Origin of the sequence: Flavobacterium sp. AJR, from assembly GCF_002156885.1 — a bacterium.
GTDB lineage: Bacteria > Bacteroidota > Bacteroidia > Flavobacteriales > Flavobacteriaceae > Flavobacterium.
This window is the reverse complement of the sequence record NZ_NCWQ01000012.1, coordinates 1-21,433: the sequence shown is the minus strand read 5'-3', so window position 1 is coordinate 21,433 and position 21,433 is coordinate 1. Positions and strand designations below refer to the sequence as shown.

The 21,433-nt window shown below is 32.9% G+C and carries 18 protein-coding genes; 8 read left to right on the top strand and 10 right to left on the bottom strand.

Features of this window, described 5'->3' with window-relative positions:
- Positions 1–100: 100 nt before the first annotated feature.
- Both B8T70_RS04665 and pepT read left to right on the top strand, forming a co-directional pair.
- The gene (locus tag B8T70_RS04665; protein WP_039111186.1) at positions 101–1,240 is read left to right on the top strand and encodes a formylglycine-generating enzyme family protein; all 1,140 of its coding nucleotides are present in this window, start codon (positions 101–103) and stop codon (positions 1,238–1,240) included.
- Positions 1,241–1,365: 125 nt separating this feature from the next.
- A complete protein-coding gene (pepT, locus tag B8T70_RS04660) occupies positions 1,366–2,643 on the top strand; it encodes a peptidase T (RefSeq protein ID WP_086894097.1) in 1,278 nt (425 codons plus the stop codon).
- A 131-nt stretch (positions 2,644–2,774) separates the two neighbouring features.
- Here pepT and B8T70_RS04655 read toward each other — a convergent pair whose 3' ends face one another.
- Positions 2,775–3,731 carry an aldo/keto reductase gene (locus tag B8T70_RS04655; protein ID WP_086894096.1) on the bottom strand — a complete coding sequence of 319 codons (957 nt, stop codon included), beginning with the start codon at positions 3,729–3,731 and terminating at the stop codon, positions 2,775–2,777.
- A gap of 99 nt (positions 3,732–3,830) precedes the next feature.
- On the opposite strand from B8T70_RS04655, the gene B8T70_RS04650 reads away from it, so the two are divergent.
- A complete protein-coding gene (locus B8T70_RS04650; protein WP_086894095.1) occupies positions 3,831–4,061 on the top strand; it encodes a DUF433 domain-containing protein in 231 nt (76 codons plus the stop codon).
- Complete coding sequence (locus B8T70_RS04645; RefSeq protein ID WP_086894094.1) at positions 4,061–4,399, top strand: DUF5615 family PIN-like protein; 339 nt, start codon at positions 4,061–4,063, stop codon at positions 4,397–4,399. The genes B8T70_RS04650 and B8T70_RS04645 overlap by 1 nt, the downstream gene beginning before the upstream one ends.
- A gap of 45 nt (positions 4,400–4,444) precedes the next feature.
- On the opposite strand, the gene B8T70_RS04640 is transcribed toward B8T70_RS04645, so the two are convergent.
- Positions 4,445–5,047 (bottom strand): HdeD family acid-resistance protein, encoded by a 603-nt coding sequence (locus tag B8T70_RS04640; RefSeq protein ID WP_086894093.1) that lies wholly within the window; start codon positions 5,045–5,047, stop codon positions 4,445–4,447.
- A 292-nt stretch (positions 5,048–5,339) separates the two neighbouring features.
- Between B8T70_RS04640 and B8T70_RS04635 the strand changes: the two genes are divergently transcribed.
- A complete protein-coding gene (locus B8T70_RS04635; protein WP_086894092.1) occupies positions 5,340–5,846 on the top strand; it encodes a C40 family peptidase in 507 nt (168 codons plus the stop codon).
- 105 nt (positions 5,847–5,951) lie between these two features.
- On the opposite strand, the gene B8T70_RS04630 is transcribed toward B8T70_RS04635, so the two are convergent.
- Entirely contained in the window at positions 5,952–7,532 is a 1,581-nt protein-coding gene (locus B8T70_RS04630; RefSeq protein WP_086894091.1) for a murein L,D-transpeptidase, read from the bottom strand.
- 161 nt (positions 7,533–7,693) lie between these two features.
- The gene (locus B8T70_RS04625) at positions 7,694–8,101 is read right to left on the bottom strand and encodes a DUF1573 domain-containing protein (protein ID WP_039111192.1); all 408 of its coding nucleotides are present in this window, start codon (positions 8,099–8,101) and stop codon (positions 7,694–7,696) included.
- Positions 8,102–8,271: 170 nt separating this feature from the next.
- Here B8T70_RS04625 and B8T70_RS04620 point away from each other — a divergent pair, with 170 nt between their 5' ends.
- Together B8T70_RS04620 and B8T70_RS04615 are read left to right on the top strand one after the other, a co-directional pair.
- Positions 8,272–9,534 (top strand): sensor histidine kinase KdpD, encoded by a 1,263-nt coding sequence (locus B8T70_RS04620; RefSeq protein WP_039119963.1) that lies wholly within the window; start codon positions 8,272–8,274, stop codon positions 9,532–9,534.
- On the top strand, positions 9,531–10,220 hold the full coding sequence (locus B8T70_RS04615; RefSeq protein ID WP_086894090.1) for a response regulator transcription factor: 690 nt from the start codon (positions 9,531–9,533) through the stop codon (positions 10,218–10,220). Before B8T70_RS04620 ends, B8T70_RS04615 begins: the two co-directional genes overlap by 4 nt.
- 321 nt (positions 10,221–10,541) lie before the next feature.
- Here B8T70_RS04615 and B8T70_RS04610 read toward each other — a convergent pair whose 3' ends face one another.
- Positions 10,542–12,773, bottom strand: coding sequence for a radical SAM protein (locus B8T70_RS04610; RefSeq protein WP_165763188.1), 2,232 nt, complete (start codon positions 12,771–12,773; stop codon positions 10,542–10,544).
- A gap of 166 nt (positions 12,774–12,939) precedes the next feature.
- On the opposite strand from B8T70_RS04610, the gene B8T70_RS04605 reads away from it, so the two are divergent.
- A complete protein-coding gene (locus tag B8T70_RS04605) occupies positions 12,940–17,007 on the top strand; it encodes a T9SS type B sorting domain-containing protein (protein WP_086894088.1) in 4,068 nt (1,355 codons plus the stop codon).
- A gap of 44 nt (positions 17,008–17,051) precedes the next feature.
- Here B8T70_RS04605 and B8T70_RS04600 read toward each other — a convergent pair whose 3' ends face one another.
- Genes B8T70_RS04600 through B8T70_RS04580 form a run of 5 tightly spaced genes read right to left on the bottom strand, consistent with a single transcriptional unit; the run spans position 17,052 to position 21,085 of the window.
- Positions 17,052–17,576: a hypothetical protein gene (locus tag B8T70_RS04600; protein ID WP_086894087.1), complete on the bottom strand. Its 525-nt coding sequence runs from the start codon at positions 17,574–17,576 to the stop codon at positions 17,052–17,054.
- Positions 17,577–17,611: 35 nt separating this feature from the next.
- Positions 17,612–18,301 (bottom strand): peptide chain release factor H, encoded by a 690-nt coding sequence (gene prfH, locus B8T70_RS04595; RefSeq protein ID WP_086894086.1) that lies wholly within the window; start codon positions 18,299–18,301, stop codon positions 17,612–17,614.
- A complete protein-coding gene (locus B8T70_RS04590; protein WP_086894085.1) occupies positions 18,289–18,894 on the bottom strand; it encodes a hypothetical protein in 606 nt (201 codons plus the stop codon). The genes prfH and B8T70_RS04590 overlap by 13 nt, the downstream gene beginning before the upstream one ends.
- A gap of 14 nt (positions 18,895–18,908) precedes the next feature.
- Positions 18,909–20,300, bottom strand: coding sequence for an RtcB family protein (locus tag B8T70_RS04585; RefSeq protein ID WP_086894084.1), 1,392 nt, complete (start codon positions 20,298–20,300; stop codon positions 18,909–18,911).
- 8 nt (positions 20,301–20,308) lie between these two features.
- On the bottom strand, positions 20,309–21,085 hold the full coding sequence (locus B8T70_RS04580) for a hypothetical protein (protein WP_086894083.1): 777 nt from the start codon (positions 21,083–21,085) through the stop codon (positions 20,309–20,311).
- Positions 21,086–21,433 lie beyond the last annotated feature (348 nt).

The following is a 21,433-nucleotide window of genomic DNA, read 5'->3' as shown; positions in this document are numbered from 1 at the left end:
CCAATTTATATAAAAAAACAACTTCTTAATTTGATCTGTTTTAACTTTTTATTGTATTTTTATTGTTGAAAACACAAACTATACAAAAACAGTCGAATTAATGAAAAAAATAAACAAATATTGGTTATTTGGGACAATAGCCGCTGGTATTCTATTTATTAGCTTTGGCTATGCAAAATTTATAAAGCCAACTACAGAAAAAACTACTCAGGATTGTAATGAAGTTCAAATGGTTTCATCAGAATCTAAATTTGAACCTACAATCGTTAATAAAAAAGCAGCTCCATCCAAAGCTCCAAAAGGTATGGTTTGGATTCCGGGCGGAGAATTCTCGATGGGAAGTAATGTTGCCGACGAAAGTTTGTGTAGTATAAAAGGAGTTACCAAAGATGCCGCCCCAATACATCGTGTATATGTAGATGGATATTGGATGGATGAAACTGAGGTTACTAATGAACAATTTGAGCAGTTTGTAAAAGCAACTGGCTATATAACCGTTGCCGAACAAAAACCTACGAAAGAAGAATTCCCTACCGCTAACGAAGAAGATTTAATTACTGGATCTGTCGTATTTACTCCTACCCCAACATCTGTAAACTTAAACAACTTCCTGCAATGGTGGTCTTATGTAGGCGGAACAGATTGGAGACATCCTCAAGGACCAGAAAGTACTATAAAAGGAAAAGAAAAATACCCTGTTGTACAAATCGCTTATGAAGATGCTACTGCTTATGCAAAATGGGCAGGAAAAAGGCTTCCTAGCGAAGCTGAATGGGAATTTGCAGCAAGAGGCGGCAAAACAGGAGAATTATATGCTTGGGGAAATACTTTAAAACCTAAAGGAAAGTTCCAAGCTAATATCTATCAAGGTCATTTTCCGATTAAGGATGGTGACACTGGTGAAGATGGCTTTAAAGGAATTGCGCCAACAGCACAATTTGCCCCAAATGCATATGGATTATATGATATGGCAGGAAATGTATGGGAATGGGTTAATGACTGGTATAGCGTAGATTATTACAAATCATTATCAGAAAATGGTAATGTTGCTAAAAATCCTCAGGGACCAACTACAAGCAATGATCCATCTGAACCAGGACAGCTAAAAAAAGTACATCGTGGTGGTTCATTTTTGTGTACCGACCAATATTGTACTCGTTATATGGTAGGTACAAGAGGAAAAGGCGAAGTACGATCTGCAGCAAATCATCTTGGGTTTAGATGCGTTAAAAGCATTTAAAAATTAAAATTAACACGAAAAGGATTCTACTTAAATAGAATCCTTTTTTGTTTGTAATAGGATGTTTTAATCTAAAATAAGACAGCTAAAAAAAATGTCTATATTTGTTGCTTAAAAAAATAAAAATGCAACATATTATAGATCGATTTATTAGTTATGTAACAATTGATACAGAGTCTGATCCAAATTCACAAACTACACCAAGTACTCCAAAACAATGGGACCTTGCTAATAAACTTGTCGAAGAGCTAAAAAACATCGGTATGCAGGATGTTACTATTGATGACAAGGCTTATATAATGGCAACTTTACCAAGTAATGTAGAACATACTGTTCCTACTATTGGTTTCATCTCACATTTTGATACTTCTCCAGATTTTTCGGGAGCTAATGTAAAACCTCAAATTATTCCTAATTATGACGGTAAAGACATTGTATTAAACGCTGAGCAAAACATAATTCTATCTCCAAGTTACTTTAAAGATTTATTACAATATAAAGGACAAACCTTAATAACAACCGACGGAACTACTTTATTAGGTGCCGATGATAAAGCAGGAATTACAGAAATTGTTTCGGCAATGGAATTCCTAATTAAAAACCCAGACATTAAACACGGAAAAATTAGAGTTGGTTTTACACCCGATGAAGAAATTGGTCGTGGAGCACATCATTTTGACGTAGATAAGTTTGGTGCCGAATGGGCTTACACTATGGACGGAAGCCAAATTGGTGAACTTGAATATGAAAACTTTAATGCTGCTGGTGCAAAAATTACTTTTAAAGGTAAAAGTGTACATCCTGGTTATGCCAAAGGAAAAATGATTAACTCGATGCTTATTGCTAATGAGTTTATTAATGAGTTACCAAAAGGAGAAACACCTCAAGAAACTAAAGGTTATGAAGGATTTTTTCACGTACACCATTTAACCGGAAGTATTGAAGAAACTGTTCTGGAACTTATCATTAGAGATCATAGCGCAAAAAGGTTCGAAAGACGTAAAAAATTGATTGAGAGAATTACGAAAAAAATCAATCATAAATTTGCCAAAAAATTCGGAGAACCAATCGTGATTGCCGAAATAAATGATCAATACTACAATATGAAAGAAAAGGTCTTGCCTGTAAAACATATTGTTGATATTGCAGAGAAAGCAATGAGAGAATTAGATATAAAACCATTAATTAAACCTATCAGAGGTGGAACTGATGGTTCTCAATTATCATACAAAGGATTGCCTTGCCCTAATATATTTGCTGGTGGTCATAACTTTCATGGTAAATACGAATATGTTCCTGTAGAAAGCATGCAAAAAGCAACTGATGTTATTGTAAAAATAGCTGAGTTAACTGCAATTCCAGGTATTTTTGATGTGCCTGCGAAACCTGCAAAAAAGAAATAATTTTATTAGGCTTAAGCCAAAAAACAATAAAAAATCCCAATCTAAAAATTTTTAGATTGGGATTTTTGCTTTTAATTTTAGATTGAAAACTGCAACTGAATACTAAAAAATTATACATCTCTACAGTACTCCTATCCTAAAATAGTTTCAATTACTTTTAATTCCTCTTGAGAAAAGTCAAGATTTTGTAAACTATCTATATTGTTATTTAACTGTCCTACTGAGCTTGCGCCAATTAAAACTGATGTAATTCGATTATCTTTTAATAACCAAGCCAATGCCATTTGTGCCAAAGACTGATTCCTGTTTTGAGCAATTTCATTTAGAGCAATTATCTTTTGCACTTTTTGTTCTGATACTTCCTCGAGTTGCAAATGTCCATTCGGATTTGATGCTCTGGAGTTCTCTGGAATCCCTTTCAGGTATTTATCCGTTAAAAGTCCTTGTGCCAAAGGTGAAAATGCGATACAACCTACTCCTTTTTCTTCGAGAACATCTAGTAAACCAGCTTCGGCTTCACGTACAAACATCGAATATTTTACCTGATGTATTAAACAAGGCGTACCTAACTGTTTTAAAATTGATGTTGCTTCTCGAGTTTGTTCCGCATTATAATTAGATATTCCAGCGTACAATGCTTTTCCGCTTCTTACTGCATAATCCAAAGCCATCATCGTTTCTTCCAGAGGAGTCTCAGGATCAAAACGGTGGGAGTAAAAAATATCTACATAATCGAGTTTCATGCGCTTTAAACTCTGATCTAAACTTGATAGCAAATATTTACGAGAACCCCAATCACCATAAGGTCCGTCCCACATTGTATAACCAGCCTTGGTAGAAACTACGATTTGATCACGCATGTTTCCTTGAAAATTGTGCCACAATATTTTTCCGAAATTTTCTTCAGCAGAACCCGGAACTGGCCCGTAATTATTAGCTAAATCAAAATGCGTAATTCCTTTATCAAAAGCCTCTTTGATAATACTTTCACCATTTTCAAAATTATCTACCGAACCGAAATTATGCCATAATCCCAAAGAAATTTGCGGCAATAACAATCCGCTTTTTCCGCATCTATTATATTTCATTTTACTCTTTTTATTGATATAATTCCTTATAAACCAATCAAACTTATTTTAAAGCAAATTAGCGTATTATTTTTGTAAATTTGTATAAATATAATAATTATGGATACTAACTGGCAAAATTTAATTTCAATAAATTCAGATATTCGATTTGGCAAGCCTATAATTACCGGAACTCGAATTTGTGTTTCTGATATTCTTTCGTGGCTTGCTAACGGAATGTCATATGATGAAATCATTGAAGATTTTCCTGAATTAAAAAAAGAGCATATTCTTGCTGCGCTAGCTTTTGCCGCAAATAGAGAAAACATCACCAAAATAATTGCAGCTTAATGAAATTACTTCTTGATGCAAATATTTCATGGAGAATTCTTAAACTTGTTGAGAATGATTTTTCAGGCACATTTCATTCAAAAGATATTACTAACGTAAATCAACCTGCAAAAGATATAGAAATTTGGGAATACGCAAGGAAAAATAGCTTTACCATACTCACGCACGATGATGATTTTGAAAAATTATTACTCTTAAAGGGAGTTCCTCCAAAAGTAATAATTTTAAAAACATTCAATAAGAACACTAAGCAAATTGCTGAAATTCTTATTTCAAAAAAGGAAATTATAAAATCATTTATATCAAATAATGAGTTAATGATTTTAGAAATTTATTAGTTATTTCTATCCAAAACTTCTGTCTTAGCTTCTTTTTAATATCTTCTATGAATTAATTTTATCTTCTAAATCATGTAACCTTTCGGGGATATCATGTATTTTTTTCAACTTGAAAGAGAAATAAATATAAAAAACACCAATTGCTATAAAAGCAAAAGCGGTCCAATATACTAGTGAAAGCCCTGCAAAAATAGGATTCCACAATAATATAAATGAAAATATAATCCCTAGTATTCCTAAAGCTACAAGATTTCCCCAATCAGGTACGGCATAACTCTTTAAATCAAAAGCAATAACTATTGCCATTATAGATCGGAATAAAATTACAAATCCTACATATAACGGAAGTATCGTAATAGAAATTAACGGATTAGAGATTAATAATATCCCTACAACTAATCCTAAAATCCCTGAAGCCAATGTCCAACCCCAATTATCAATTTTTTTTCTATTAGAAAGTGCAAAAATAATTTCAAAAATTCCACTTCCCAAAAACGAGATACTAAAGATAAGCGCAAGGGTTAAATAAGCTGCTAAGGGAGTTATAAAAGACCAAATTCCGATTCCCACAAAAAGCAACCCCACTAATAATGGAATGTACCAGTAATCAATAGCTTTTTTTACTTTTTTAAATAAAGAATTTTCCATAAGTATATTTTTAAATCACGCCTACTCTATAAAGTTTTCAGCTTACCTTTAATGGTTAACTTCATCATAAAGTAGCCATATTTAAGCTATTTTATTACGAAGTCTCTCAAAGATAAGAAATAAAAACCCCTATTTGTAAAAAATAACTCATAAAGTAGCCTTTAATTCTTCTCTTAAATAAGTTTATAAATCCTATTCAAAAAATGCTTTCCAACCCTTTGATCTACCATTTCTTTGATATTAAAAAGTAACCACATATCTTTATAAATTAAATTACTTCCCTCTCAAAAAAATGAAATCCCAAATTTATATATTATTTGCAGCAGCTATTTTATTCTCTTCTTTTACTATAAAGAAAGAGGAAAAAAATAGAATAAATCGAGTTGAGAAAATACAAACCGCAATAGATAGAGATTCTATTATTACATATTCTAAACAATATCTGGGAACACCTTACTTATATGCAGGGAATAATCCAAATAAAGGTTTTGATTGCTCTGGTTTTGTTAATTATGTTTTTAAACATTTTGATGTGAGCGTACCGCGGAGTTCAAGCGGTTATAAAAGTCTGGGAATTACTAAAAAAGCCGAAGACTTTAAAGTTGGTGACGTTTTAGTTTTTTACGGTTACAGGAATAAAACTATAGTTGGTCATGTAGGGATTATTTGTGAAGCCAATGGCATGAAATCAAAATTCATACATGCCTCTTCTGGCAAAGTTGGTAGTGTAACCATTAGTAATTTGGACTCCGATCATTATAGCAAGCGCTTCTATAAGTGTATTAATGTATTGCCCTAAATAACGTTTTTGTTGCAAATCTTCACTAATTAAATTGTGCTAATTTAGGATTACCTAGAATAGAACGCGGATGACACAGATTCGCGTTCTATTCTACACAAAACCTTATTCTTCTGTAAGTAGCTTTATAAGACTTTCATCTCTTTTATAAATGTCTTTATAAAAATTCAAATTCCCATCTCGATCTACCCAAGCGGTAAAATAACCGATATAAACGGGGATTTTCTTCTTTAGCGTATACCAACTTTCTTTGCCTGTATGCATTGCTTTATCAATTCGCTCAGGGGTCCATTTAGGATCTTGTTTTAATAACTCAATTGCAAACTCTCTTGGTTTTGCTACACGCACACAACCATGACTAAAAGCTCTATTTTCTCTTTCGAACAAACTTTTTGCAGGAGTGTCATGCAAATAAATATTATTTGAGTTTGGAAATAAAAACTTCACTAAACCAAGCGAATTATTTTTCCCTGGTAGCTGACGAACAGCTCCATTATTCCATTCCAGGTTTTTCTTTGCCAAATAATTTTTGTCTTTAGCCATTCCTGGTTTAATCTCTGAATTAATGATACTTGTAGGGACATTCCAATACGGACTAAAAACAATATAACTCATCATTCCGCTAAAAATAACAGTTTGAGTCATCATTTTTCCCACAACAACAGCCGATACAAAAGCAATTTCGTTATCACGAATTAAATACAATTTAAACTCAGGGATATTAACTTCTATATATTCTTTTCCTTTTTCGAGTTCAGGATCAATCCATCTACAACGCTCCATATTAGCAATTATGGTTTTAATCCTGTCAGATACCGGAATATTCATTTCTGCAATATGCTCCGATGTAATTTTCCCATTTACAGTATTCCCGTTGTGTGATTGATAATTTTTAACCCCTTCGACCAAAACATCATCAAAAACTAAACTCTTATTATCCTCTTTAAGATTACCCGTTATAAACAATCGCTCTCTGATTTGCGCAACAGCAAGTGCTGAATCTCCTTTTTTTAGACTTTTAAAATCATCACCTACCTCAATTGATTTCCAATCTCCTTTTTTTTCAATTTCTCTATATTGATGAAGTGCATCACGAAGTTTGTAATACTGGCTGAACATTTTGTTCTTTTTGTCATCACTTATAGTAGATTTTTTATAAATTGAATCTGTAAAAACCTGATAATTCACTTTTTTACGAGGTAAAAGCCATTCTAATGATTTAGTTGTTTTTTCATCTACCCCAGATACTTTCTGAACATAATAAAAATATAGATTCGTAATCATTAAATCTGTATCTACTTGTGATAATTGGTTTTCTGAAGTATGCTCAAAAATAGTACTAATCTTGTCGCTATAAGGAAAATTAGCTTTTAAACCTTCCTGATCCAATCCATTATACTTATTAAATAATGTATGTGCGAACTCTACAACTCCTTTATTATCCAACCACAATTGAGTAGACTTATTTTTCTTGTATAATGCCAAAACATCATTCTGAAATTTCAGCAATTTAGGGTATGCCTGATAAAAAGTAATAATACTTGAACTATCTATTGCAATTTTTAATTCGGGAACTACTTTCCCTGAAGTGTTTTTTGACTCTCCCTCTTTCTTTTCTGACTTTTTATTGCAAGAAATAGTAGCAAAAAAAATAGCAACAGCTACAAGTGGATACAAAACTTTCATAATATATTTTTTAATAAAAATAGAAAAGTTTTAGTAGAAACAAACCATTTATAAAAATTTAATCTTTGCTTTACAATCTACCTATAATTACTTCAGAAATAAACATAAAAAAACTCCAAACAAGTTGAGTTGTTTGGAGTTCAGAGATATTAAACTACTTATTATAAAACTATCCCTTTCAAAGTAAGTACTTTTGGTGTTGTTTCTGCACTTGTTACAACTGTAACAGTTTTAGAAAAAGCACCTTTATTGGCAGCATTGTATGTTGCTGTAATTTTTGCCGATTTTCCAGGAAGAATCGGTTCTTTTGTATAATTTGTTGCTGTACATCCACATGAACCTTGAACACTTGTAATAACTACAGCTGTTTTTCCTGTGTTTTTAAATTCAAAATCAATTGCTTTTGGTACATTCTGAGGGATCTGTCCCACATCAATCGTTTCAGCTTTCCATGCAATTCCTGCTGCAGCTACAACATTATTTTCTACTAATGATTGCACTGGAGCAATTGCAGAAAAAGACATTAATCCTAATGTAAATACTAATAATAAAGGTCTGATAATTTTCATAAGTCTAAAATTTAAATGATTATTTGGTTTTTCATATTTTGAACATTACAAATGTAAATCACATAAAAACGGAACGCTGTTAATCGATCTCAAATGTTTGTTAACGACTTGTTAATCGCTATATTTAAAGATATTTTTGATTAATATTACACCTTGAAAATTCTATTTAAGTGAAAATAAACAGACTCAACAGTATTATCCTTCTGGGGTTTATAGCAATTATCGGCATATTGGTCGCACAATTACTATGGACCAAGGAAGCTTTTATGCTTGAGCAAAAAAAACTGAATCAGAAAACACATATTGCGTTACTTGAAGTTGCCAAAAAATTACATGAAAGTAGTAGTAACGAGTTGCCTGCACAAAGTCCTATCCAGAAAATATCCAATGACTATTATGTTGTAAACATCGAAAATGATTTTGAACCGGACATCTTAGAGTTTTATTTGAAATCGGAATTCAAAAAAATGAATATTACAACCGATTTTGAATATGCTATGTACAATTGTCAAAGCAATGAAATGGTTTATGGAAATCATGTTTCTTTATCCAAAAATTCAAAAGAAAAACAGTCAGTTTATTTCCCGAAACACAAAAATCTAGTCTATTACTTCGCTGTTCGTTTTCCTAATGAAACCAGCTATATCTTCAGCTCCATGCGTTTTTGGTTTGTGCTTTCGATAATGCTTATTGTCATTTTACTAATTTATATCTATTCGATTTTTACGCTTTTACAGCAAAAGAAATACTCTGAGTTACAACGCGATTTTATCAATAATATGACCCATGAATTTAAAACACCTTTGGCTTCTATTTTAATCGCTTCTAATTATTTAATAAAACAGAACCCTATTAAGGAAGACAAGAAACTCGAAAAATATACCGAAATCATTATCAGTCAAAGTGGCAAATTAAACAATCATATCGAGAAGATTTTGAGCATTGCAAAGTCTGATTACACCCCTTTGGAGCTCGAATTAAAAGAGATTTCAATTATTCCTGCTATTGAGGAAACAATAGAAAACATCAAGCTAAAATATCCCGAAACTGATATAAAAATTGAATCTGCTGCCACAAATTATCATATTGTTGCCGATGTTTTTCATTTTACAAACATTGTTTACAACCTTCTTGATAATGCTATAAAATATTGTGATACTAAACCAAAAATCACAATTCGTTTAACTACTGAAAACCAGCTATTAAAAATTGCCTTTATAGATAACGGAATTGGTATTGCTAACAAAAATATTTCTTTTATCTTCGATAAGTTTTATAGGATTCCAAATGAAAAAAGTACGCAATCTAATGGTTTTGGATTGGGCTTGTATTATGTAAAAAAGATTTGCAACTTGCATCAATGGAAAATCAATGCTATTAACAATCCCGAAAAAGGGATAACCATAACCATCTTAATTCCGTACAAAAAATGAGTATTTTCAAAATTCTTTACACTGAAGATGATGAAACCTTGGCGTTTCTTACCAAAGATAATTTGGAACAAAATAATTATGAGGTAACACATTGCTGTGATGGAGAATTGGGTTTGGAAGCCTTTAATAAAGGGAACTTCGATATTTGTATTCTGGATATTATGATGCCAAAAATAGACGGATTTGAACTCGCTACCGAAATAAGAAAAATCAACTCCGATATTCCTATTATTTTCCTTTCGGCAAAAACACTAAAAGAAGACAGAATAAAAGGATTGCGATTGGGTGCCGATGATTATCTCGTGAAACCTTTTAGTATTGAAGAATTGCTCCTTAAAATTGAAATTTTTTTAAAGCGTTCGCAAAAGAATGACACCATAGATAAATCGGTTTATAAAATTGGGAAATACCATTTTGACATTCAAAATTTCATTTTATACAATGAAAATGAAAAAACAAGTCTTACACAACGCGAGTCAGAACTTCTGAAGTTGTTTATCGACAACAAAAATACCGTTTTAAAAAGGGAACAAATCCTTACTTCTCTTTGGGGTGATGATGATTATTTTATGGGACGAAGTCTCGATGTTTTTATTTCACGCCTGCGCAAAATCCTAGTAAACGAAAAAGGAATTGTTATCGAGAACTTACACGGAATTGGGTTTAGGTTTAAGGTTGATTCTTAAGGTGCAGAGGGACAGAGGGACAGAGCGACAAAGGTTCAAAGGAAGTTACTGAGGTTCTGAGGGACTAAGATTAAAAAGTAAAAGCTCAACAGTTATTACGCAATGCCTGTAGAGACGCACCGCAGTGCGTCTTCTCAATATAATTCCACAACGATTAAAACTAATCGTTATCTATCTTACGCTGACTTGTTTCGTCTATTTGCTAAACATCTCAATTTTATCATCCTGAACGTCCCAATCCCGAAACTTAGGGACGGAAGAAGGCCTTTTATACAATAACCCTTTACGTTTTCTCTTTGTGAAACTTTGCGTAATAATCTACTACAACACCAACAATCCAAATTCTCTTAAAGTATTTACAGGTTTAGAATACCAAAACAATTCAAAGTCCTCAAAATTGGTTTCAAAATCAGTTTTTATCTCCTGAAATGTATAGGTTTTAGTTTTAGAAGAAGAAATTTTCTGTAGTATTTCAACTAACCATTCTCCTTCATTTTTATTGGTCTGAACACTGAAGCTTTCTTTTTTATCATGAAAAGTAAGCGTTAGCATTTCCCACAAATTTCCTTTTTTAGATTTGGTAAAAGATTCTGTAAAAGGCTTTCCTCCCAGCCAAACAATTTTGGCAGTAGGCTTTATATTAAAATCTTCAGATTCCTGTAAAGCATCATAAATAAAGTCGGATCCAATCTTCGTTTTAGGAATTTTAAAATCAAACCAATCCTGAAGCTCATAATCAAAACAGATTCCGTGCATGAAATTAAATAGTGATTTCTTTAATCCAAAGCTGAATTTATCATGATCTATTCCTGTTTTATCGGTATAATTAATATCGTTATTAGCAAAAGCCCCAATGGCTTCTGTTTCTTTAACCACTCCAAATTTTTCAGGATACATCCCAACTGGACTATGTGCTGTCATAGCAAACTGATGCCAAAATCCCGATTGTAAAACTCCTGCTTCAAACAACTGACGTACCATTTCGAGGCTATCAACTGTTTCCTGAACCGTTTGTGTCGGGTATCCATACATTAAATACGCATGAACCATAATACCTGCTTCGGTAAAATTGCGGGTGACTTTTGCCACTTGTTCAACTGTAACACCTTTATCTATCAGTTTCAATAATCTATCCGAAGCAACTTCCAAACCACCAGAAACGGCAATACATCCCGAAGCTTTTAGCAACAAACATAAATCGGCAGAAAAACTTTTCTCAAAACGAATGTTTGTCCACCATGTTACCGCTAATTTTCTTCGAAGAATCTCAAGAGCCAAAGCACGCATAAGCGCAGGCGGAGCAGCTTCATCTACATAATGAAAACCATTTTGCCCCGTTTGCTTCATCATGTCTTCCATTCGGTCACACAACAAACTAGCAGCAACAGGTTCGTAAACCTTTATATAATCTAATGAAATATCACAAAACGTACATTTTCCCCAATAACAACCGTGCGCCATCGTTAGTTTATTCCAGCGTCCGTCGCTCCACATACGATGCATCGGATTGACAATTTCGATAACCGAAATATACTTATCCAAAAGCAAATCAGAATAATCCGGTGTTCCAACCTGAGATTGTTTATAATCATGTCGTAACGAATTGTTTTTGTAAACAACTTTCCCTTCTTCGAGTAAAAAAGTTCTTTTATACTCATCAGAAACTTTCAATTCACAATTATCAACTATCAATTCAATAGGTACTTCCCCATCATCCAAAGTGATAAAGTCAAAAAACTCAAAAACACGAGCGTCTGATAACGAACGTAATTCAGTATTTGGAAAACCGCCACCCATCGAAATTCTAATTTCAGGATGATTCTGTTTTACCCATTGTGCACATCTAAAAGCACTATATAAATTCCCAGGAAAAGGGACTGAAATTAAAAACAAAGTTGGTTTAACCGATTCAATTCTTTCTTTTAAAATCGATATTAAAACTTCATCAATATAAGTTGGCTCTTGTTGCAAAGCTTGGTATAATTCATCAAAAGAATTGGCGCTTCGACCTAAACGTTCGGCATAACGGCTAAATCCAAAATTCTCATCAACACATTCTACTATAAAATCTGAGATATCTTCGAGATATAATGTCGCCAAATGTTTTGCTTTATCCTGCGTTCCCATTGTTCCAAAAGCCCAATCGAGTTCTTCCAATTGCACAAATCGAGAAGCCTCAGGCAAGAAATCTTCCTGACAAATTTGCAATGCCAATGTTGGGTTCTTTCCTTGCAAAAAAGCAATAACAGCATCAATCGTTTTAAGATACTCATCTTGTAAAGCAAAAATACGTTTGGAGTTATCCGAGATTTTTTCAGCATCGACCAAATTTTGATTACTCTTACTTCTTGCTTCTACCTTATCTTCATAAGCTTTAAACAAATTCTTCAATCCCTCTTTCGAAAACAATTCTAAAATCACTTCGATTCCTAAATCTGCCTGAACCGATTCTATATTTTTAGTATTCAGAAACCCTTTGATATAGGCGGTTGCCGGATACGGTGTATTCAGTTGTGTAAAAGGAGGAGTGATTATAAAAAGCTTAGTTTTCAAAGGGAAATGTTTTGTGCAAAAATAAGGCATATTTAGGGACTTTTTATAAAAAGATTTGGCGAGTCTTATAGCTATTTTTATTCCTCTCTTTTTTTAAAACTCCTATTTTACTCCTACTTTTTTTAACAGATATTTAATTACATTTACATCCGTTTAAAATACCACTATGAAGCATACTTTACTTTTTCTATTTTTAATAATTAATCTTCCGATATTTGCTCAAAATAAAAATCAATCTATTGGATTTAAAGAGAATAAAGGCCAAATAATTGATCAAAAAGGGAAACCAAATAATGCAGTAAAATATTTACTAAATTCTGGAGGCTTAAATGTTCAATTAAAGAAAAATGGCTTTTCTTATGACATTTATGAAGTAAAGAAAACTCCAATTACACATCCTTCAACGTCAAAAACACTTCCCTATTTAATTCCGGAAAAAGAAGAAAATCCAGAATATAATTTAGAATATAATTTAGAATATTTATTCCACCGAATAGATATTGATTTTGTGAATTCAAATTCTAAAGTTGAATTCATTGCTGAACAAAAATCAAGCGACTTTGATAATTACTACAATGTACCAAATAAACCCGAAGGAATTATTGGTGTATGTCAATACAAACAAATTACATATAAAAACATCTATCCTAATATCGATGTTGTTTTTACAATTCCTGATGATCCTAAAAAAACTGTAGAATATAATTTTATCATACATCCAAAAGGAAAAATATCAGATATCCAATTAAAATTTAATGGTGCTGAAACTGATTTGGTAGATAATAAAATCCTGATGAATGTTCGCTTTGGAAAAATGGAAGAAACGCTGCCTGCAAGTTGGATTGAAGAAGGAAATAATAAAAAAGAGATTGCAGTTGGTTATACTAAGATTAAGAGAAATGTTTATGGATTTAGTAGCTCAGTTGCTGTTACAGATAAAACTATCGTTATTGATCCTGTACCTATTAGACTTTGGGGGACTTATTATGGAGACAAATACCTTACTAACGAGCCAAATTTTGTCGGTTTTGATCTTCTAGGGAATACTATTTTTACAGGATATACTGAGAACACTAATAACATTGCAACAAGTGGTACTTTTGAGTCAAATCCAACTAATTTCGTTGGAAATGGTTTTATGGCTAAGTTAAATTCAAATGGAGTAAGAATTTGGGGAACATTCCTAATGGGGGCAGGCATACAGAATGCTAAAATTAATTCTCTAAATCAGATTTACCTTGTTGGATATGCTAGAGCAGGATCACTTGCAACTCCTAATTCATTTAAGGAAATTGGAGATTTCACGGATGGTCTGTTGATGAAATTTGATACGAACGGCCAACGAATTTGGGGAACTTATTATGGTGGACAAAATTTTGATCGGATAGATGCTATTTCTTTAGATAGTCAGGAAAATATAATAATAGCTGGAGAAACTCATAGTTATGAAGGAATTGCAACTCCAGATGGATATCAAACTACCTTAAGTAATTCCTCTGATTATACAGGATTCTTCGCCAAATTTAATAAAGATGGTAATCGACTTTATGGAAGTTATTTCCCGTTTGTGATAAAATGTAGTACAATAGACGCAAACGACAATATAATTCTAGCAGGTGATCAATACTTTAGCGATTTTTACAGTTTTCCAAATATCTCAACCAATGGGGCTTTTAAAACAAATCATAATTCTAATGATGTTTTTGTAATTAAATTTAGTCCTAGTTTTACTAAACTTTGGTGCACTTATTATGGTGGAGATAAAACAGTTATAGATCCGTCTGCAAATTCAGATTTAATAAGTGGAATTGGAAGCGATAATGCAAATAATATTTATATTATTGGGACTACAACTAGTTCAAACAATATGTCTACACCCGGAGCATTTAAAACTTCTCAAAATATTGGAGGTCAAGATGCCTTCATAGCAAAATTTAATACAAATGGTGAGAGACAATGGGGAACATATTTTGGTGATGATTCTACATTATATACTGATTCCGGTACAAACTGTTTTATTTCAGCTGAAGGTAATATTTATTTAATTGGTTATACCGATAGTCCAAATAATATCTCTACTCCAAATTCTTTTCAAAGTACTATTAAAATCGGTCCTGATGGATACATTGCAAAATTCTCAACAAATGGAAACTTAAATTGGGGTACTTATTATGGTGGAAAAGGAGGAGATTTCCTAAAAAGTATTGATTACTTAGCAGGAAAAATTGTTGTTTCTGGTCGTACAGTTTACGATGACTCAACAGATTTAAGTACGCCAGGAGTACATAAAACGAATGGCGGTGGATTTATTGATATTTTTATTGCAGAATTCCAAGACTGCCTATCAAATCCATTAGCATCAAGCAATTCCCCTGTTTGTATTGGCAAAACATTAGAACTTAAAGCTTCTGGAGGAACTAGTTATTTATGGACAGGACCAAACGGATTTACCTCAACAGATCAAAATCCAACAATAATAAATACTACAGTTAATAATAGTGGCGAATACAGTTGTTTAATTACAGGAACAGGAGGTTGTGATGATACCGGAAAAACCACAGTCGTTATTGGTGACATTCAACCTCCAATTCCAGACATTACCATTCTTCCTACTATAACGGGAGATTGTCACACAACAGTGACTACAATTCCTACTGCTACTGATGTTTGTGCAGGAGCAATCACTGGTACAACTACAAATCCTTTGTCTTATAGCTTAGCTGGAAATTATACAATTGTCTGGAATTATAATGACGGAAACGGGAATAAGTCTACCCAAAATCAAACCGTTACTATTACAAGTCAACCACTTCCTGTTGCTAATACTCCTCAATCCTTTTGTATTCTGCAAAATCCAACAATAAATGACATAGCAATAACAACTGGTCAAAATATAAAATGGTACGATGCGCTAACAGCTGGGAATCTTTTATTGAATACAACATTACTACAAAACGGAACTACATATTACGCTTCGCAAATGATAAGTGGCTGCGAAAGCGAAAGAGTTCCAGTAGCAATAAATATCTCGAATACTCCTCCTCCAACAGGAACTGCAAATCAGCCTTTTTGTTCTGGACAAAACCCAACTATAGCAAATATTCAAGTTAATGGAGATGCAATAAAATGGTATGATGCAATTTCAAATGGGAATCTTCTGCCACCGACAACTAACCTTCAAAACAGAAAAACTTATTTTGCATCGCAAACTCTTAATAATTGCGAAAGTGAAAGATTTGGAATTACCGTGACGGTTGGTAATACACCTCTTGCTCCGACAGGAAATCCCAATCAATCCTTTTGTAAAAGTCAGAAAGCGACTTTAGATAATATTGCTGTTTTTGGCACAAATATAAAATGGTACGAATCAAACACTTCGACCACTACATTAGCGAATGGTACATTATTACAAGATAATACGACTTATTATGCTTCACAAAATGTAGGATGCGAAAGCCAGAGAACTCCAATTTCTATCAAAGTTTATGATACTCCTTTACCAAATGGAAATAACAAACAAACTTTCTGTATCTATGAAAATGCTACTATAAATGATATTGATATAACTGGAACATTAACTACATGGTATGATGCCAAAACAGCTGGGAATATTTTACCTATTACTACGATACTACAAAACGGTACTTATTACGCTACGCAAACATTAAATGGTTGTGAAAGCGAAAGATATGTCGTTGCTATAAAAATTCAAGATACACAAGCTCCGTCTGGAAATGCAATTCAGACTTTTTGCGAACAACAAAATGCTACAATAAATAACATCAAAATTACTGGCGAAAATATAAAATGGTATAACACAGCAACGCTAGGAACTAGTTTATCCGAAACAACTCCACTTGAAAATGGGAATAGGTATTATGCTTCTCAAACTATTGATGGCTGCGAAAGCAATAGAACTCCTATTACAATACAAATTCTTAAACCAACTACTGTAGAATGCATTAATTACATGAAGGAATTTCCTTTTCCGAAATTTTTCACTCCAAATAATGATGGCTACAACGACACATGGACAATTGATTTTGATTATTTAGCTCCAAACACCGGGATTAGAATCTTTGACCGTTACGGTAAATTCATCAAAGAATTACATAAAAACGATTCTTGGGACGGAACATACATTGGTCGCCAAGAACCCGCTTCTGATTATTGGTTTACAATAACCCGATTAGACGGTACATCGTTTAGAGGACATTTCACTTTAAAACGATAAATTATATAACTAAAAAAGGATGCCTTACAGCATCCTTTTTTTCTTTACTTATTTTTCTTTTTCTTCTTATCTGACTTACTTTTTCCAGAACCTTTATCAAATTTTTTATTTAATCTTTTTTCGGTTTCTTCAATACCATAATCATAAGCTGAATTTAAAGTTGCAAGTTTAGCCTCTTTCATTGCTTTCAAGGCTTTTTTAAACTCTTGTTGACTTTCTAAAAGCATCACTTTCTTCAGAAGAATTTCTGTTTTATTAATTCCTTTAATTGTTAATGCAAAATCAATCAACTTCACGGCTTCCTCATAATCTTCATTTAAAACTAAGGTATGAATGTAAAAAGTATACACTTCGATTGCATTAATATTAATCGAAATTGCCTGTTGAAAGTATTCTTTGGCTTCTTCATATTTAAATAACTGGTCGCTTAAAACCTGTCCATATAAACACAAAGCCATTGTATTTTTATCATCATAAGACAAAGCATAATCCAATGATTCGATGGTTTCTTCCAGCGAATATGGATAACTATCTAATGCCTGAAAAAGATATTTATCTACTGTTTTCATAGTTTATTCTGTTTAGAAATTCAGAGATTTAGAAATCAATCATTATCTAAATAATCTTCTCTTTTTAATCTTTGCCTTTCCTGTTTGTAATTTTTTGTTTGTTTTTGTTTTTTAAAATCCGAGCCTTGAAAAACCCGAATTGGGTTTCCTCGCTGAATTTGCAATTGATTCATCCATTGAGCCTGAAATTCGGCTTTAAACTGCTTTACAGTTTCATCCTTAAACTTCTGTAATAATCTCTCGGTAGCTAGCTTTTTATTCTGATGCTGCGACCGTGAATCCATCGACACAACACTTATTCCTGTAGGAATATGAGTTGCTCTTACTGCCGAACTCACTTTGTTTACATGTTGCCCACCAGCACCCGAACTACGCATTGCCTGATACTGAATATCATTTTCAGAAATTTGAGTTGTTGTTGCTTTATCAATTTCAAAAATCCCGATAAACCAATTTTTACGTTTATGAAATTTCCTGAATTGACTCTGCCCTATCCATTGGATTGTTCCAATCCAAGAGTTTACAAACTCATTAAGATTATTACTCTCTAATAAAATTGTAGCCGTTTCGACCGTACCATTTTCAATTCCTGTTTCTCTCTGAAGCAATGTTGTTTTTATTTTATTATCATTTGCTTCTTCCAGAAAAGTCTTTAAAACCTGAGCCACAACCCAGCTACATTCTGCTGGGCCACGACCTGATGTTATTTGAATTATTTTTTCCATTTCTCTATAATTTTCAACAGTTTTTCTCTGTTCTTTGCTTCTTTTACAAATTTCGGAAGTCTGGAAACCATTGTCCCGTTACCACTTCCGTTATTGTTTCTTTCTCTTAAATCAGCTTTAATGTATCTCTCTAAGTAATTGATATGTTCCAAATTATAAGCCCAAAAAATTGATTGGTCAAATTCTTTCTGATACCATATTTCAGCATTAAAAGCACCTACTCTTTGTAATGATTTATCAGTATCTAACACAAAAGGAACTTCTTTTATATTAGGCTTAAACTCTTTTATCTCATTACATATTGAACATTTTAGCTTGATTGTTTCTGGTTTCATATTTAGTAATTGCGACTCAAACTTTATCTTGTCTTCATTATTACAGCAATAAGTATCTACATAAGCAATGTATTTTAACATCCCTTCTTTTAAAGAATAATAGCAATTTTTACATTCTAAAATTCTTTTATCTCTATAATAAAGTTCAGATTCCAAAGCTCTCCTAACAACTGCTTGAGAAGCACATTTTGGACATTTTACCAAAATTTCATTTCCAAAACTGCCTAACCATTTATTTTCATCTTTAAACCTTTCCATAATCTTGAACTTGTTTATCTGTCCATTCTAACGATTTTTGGTGTAAACGTGCCTAACACATCCACCAATTCCGTTTGATTAGCCATTACTTTATTAATGTCTTTATATGCCATTGGCGCTTCATCTATATTACCACCAATCAAGCATACGTCGTTTGCTTTTAAGACTTTGTTAATCTCACTTTGTGTAAACGATTCCTTGCATTTTCTACGAGAAAAAAGTCGTCCAGCTCCATGAGATGCAGAGTTTAAACTCTCCGTATTTCCCTTGCCCTGAACAATAAATCCAGGTGCAGTCATAGACCCTGGAATAATCCCAAGTTCACCTGCATTAGCTGGAGTTGCACCTTTACGATGTACAATAGCTTCTTTGCCATTTACCATTTCTTTCCAAGCAAAATTGTGCTGGTTTTCGATTGTTACAACCACACGTTTACCAATCGCTTTAGCAATTCTGCGATGAATATCATCATGACAAGCCTTGGCATAATCACCAGCTAAATTCATAGCCAGCCAATATTCCTGTCCGTCGTGCGTATTTAAATCTAACCAAGCCAGATGCTGTACATTTTTAGGTAACGGACATTGTTTTGTTGCCAAGTACGTATAATGTTTAGCAATATTAGCTCCCAAACCTCTTGAACCACTATGCGAAAGCACAGCAAAATATTCACCTACACCAATTTTCCATTCATTAAGCGGATTTGTTATTTTAGCAATTCCAAACTCTACAAAATGGTTTCCTCCTCCCGAAGTACCAAGTTGTTTGTAGGCTTTACTCAACAAACTTTTTATAAGCGGAATATCCTGAAACTCGCTTCGGCTAAACACTTCATGATCTGCTCGTATTGTATGTGTTTCATACATTCCAAACTTGGTATTATCTTTTAAGATTGCTTGTAACTGATGGTCTTTTCCTTTAAAAAAAGACGCAGGAATATCAAAAATTGACAAACTCATTCGGCAACCAATATCCACTCCTACTCCATACGGAATCACAGCATTGTCTGTTGCCAGTACACCACCTATTGGCAGTCCGTAGCCCGAATGTGCATCGGGCATTAAAGCTCCAGCAACCGAAATTGGCAATTTTAAAGCATCGTATAACTGATATTTAGCTTGCTCATCAATTTCATTTTCTCCAAATATGGAAAAAGGCGCTCTTGTATTATTAAGCTGATGCATTCTTACTTGTACCGGATTTACCAATCCTTCAGCAACTTTACCCCAAGTACCATGTCCTGTAAATTTTTCAGGAGATAGTAAAACTTCTTTGGCTTCGTTTAATATACTCTCTTTTTTTTCTCGTTTTCTGTATCTGTTTATTTGCCCCAAGGCAATGTTGATACTATTATTTTTTGGAAAGCCTATTTTAATCAGGTCTTTTCCGGATAATTTATTTCCCATTATATTTTTTATCTTATGAGTTCTAATGACTCTTTATTTAGATATTCTATTTCTTTATAATATTCATCCATTACGGTATGAATCTGTTTATTGTTCAATGGATTTAGATATTTCAATTTCTTAGTATTCCATCTCCAATAGTTCACACTTCCGTGTGCAATTTTTATCATTGAATTTCGAAGAAAATGATTCGTGATATAATTACTTATCCTAGCAATTTCACTTTCCAAAACACCATCGACCATTTTAGTATGTGTTATCATATTTGGTCTCACACGCAATACATATCGCCAAGGCTCATCAAATATATAATGGATCTTATAGCGTTTACAATTAGGACACCATCGTTCCCTCTTATAAAAATGTATTTTTTCTTTGTCTGTTAATGTTAGTTTTGGACTTCTCCATTCCGATTCTGAAAATTCTTTTACAATCTGAAGTTTCTCGACGTATACATGCTTTCTTTTCTTCTTTTTCTTTTTCTTAAAAGATTTCTCAGAAGAATATTGCACCGTATTTATCTTCTCCAATAATGTTTTATAGAACAATGCTTCTTTAGATCTCGCAATATCTTCCCTAAGTACAAAATTGCGTTCCCATCCTTTTTGATAAGGTGTTGCCAAAGGCACTAATGGTAAAGCTCTACGCTTATGCAATAGCTCATCCTCAAACTTATCTAACTGAATTAATTGTTTCTCAAAATCTTTTTTAACTGCACTCTTCTTTTGCTTTTTTTTCTTCAAACGACTACACAAGATGTAATCATCTAAAAGATAATTGTCCATTTAAAAAAATTTAAATTATAGTTTTCCTGCCAAGTATTAGAAAATACAAGGCAAAAGCATTTTATCTCCAATAGATAAATTGAGTTCGGGGTATCGGGAATTTTTTGAAGTGTCTAGAATAAAAAAAGCCCGAAAGTTAATTTCCTTCGGGCTTGTTCATATATCTAAAATTGATTTGCTATGATTGCGAAAAGCCACGAAGACACATACCAACAGAATCTAATCCTGATGTGATGTTTTGAGAGGTAAAGTTTAGTACAAACATTGTCTTCGTTATTAATTTGGTTAATGATTTATTTTCTGATGCAAATTTTGTGATTTTTTTTTGAAATAAACAAATTTTAAAAC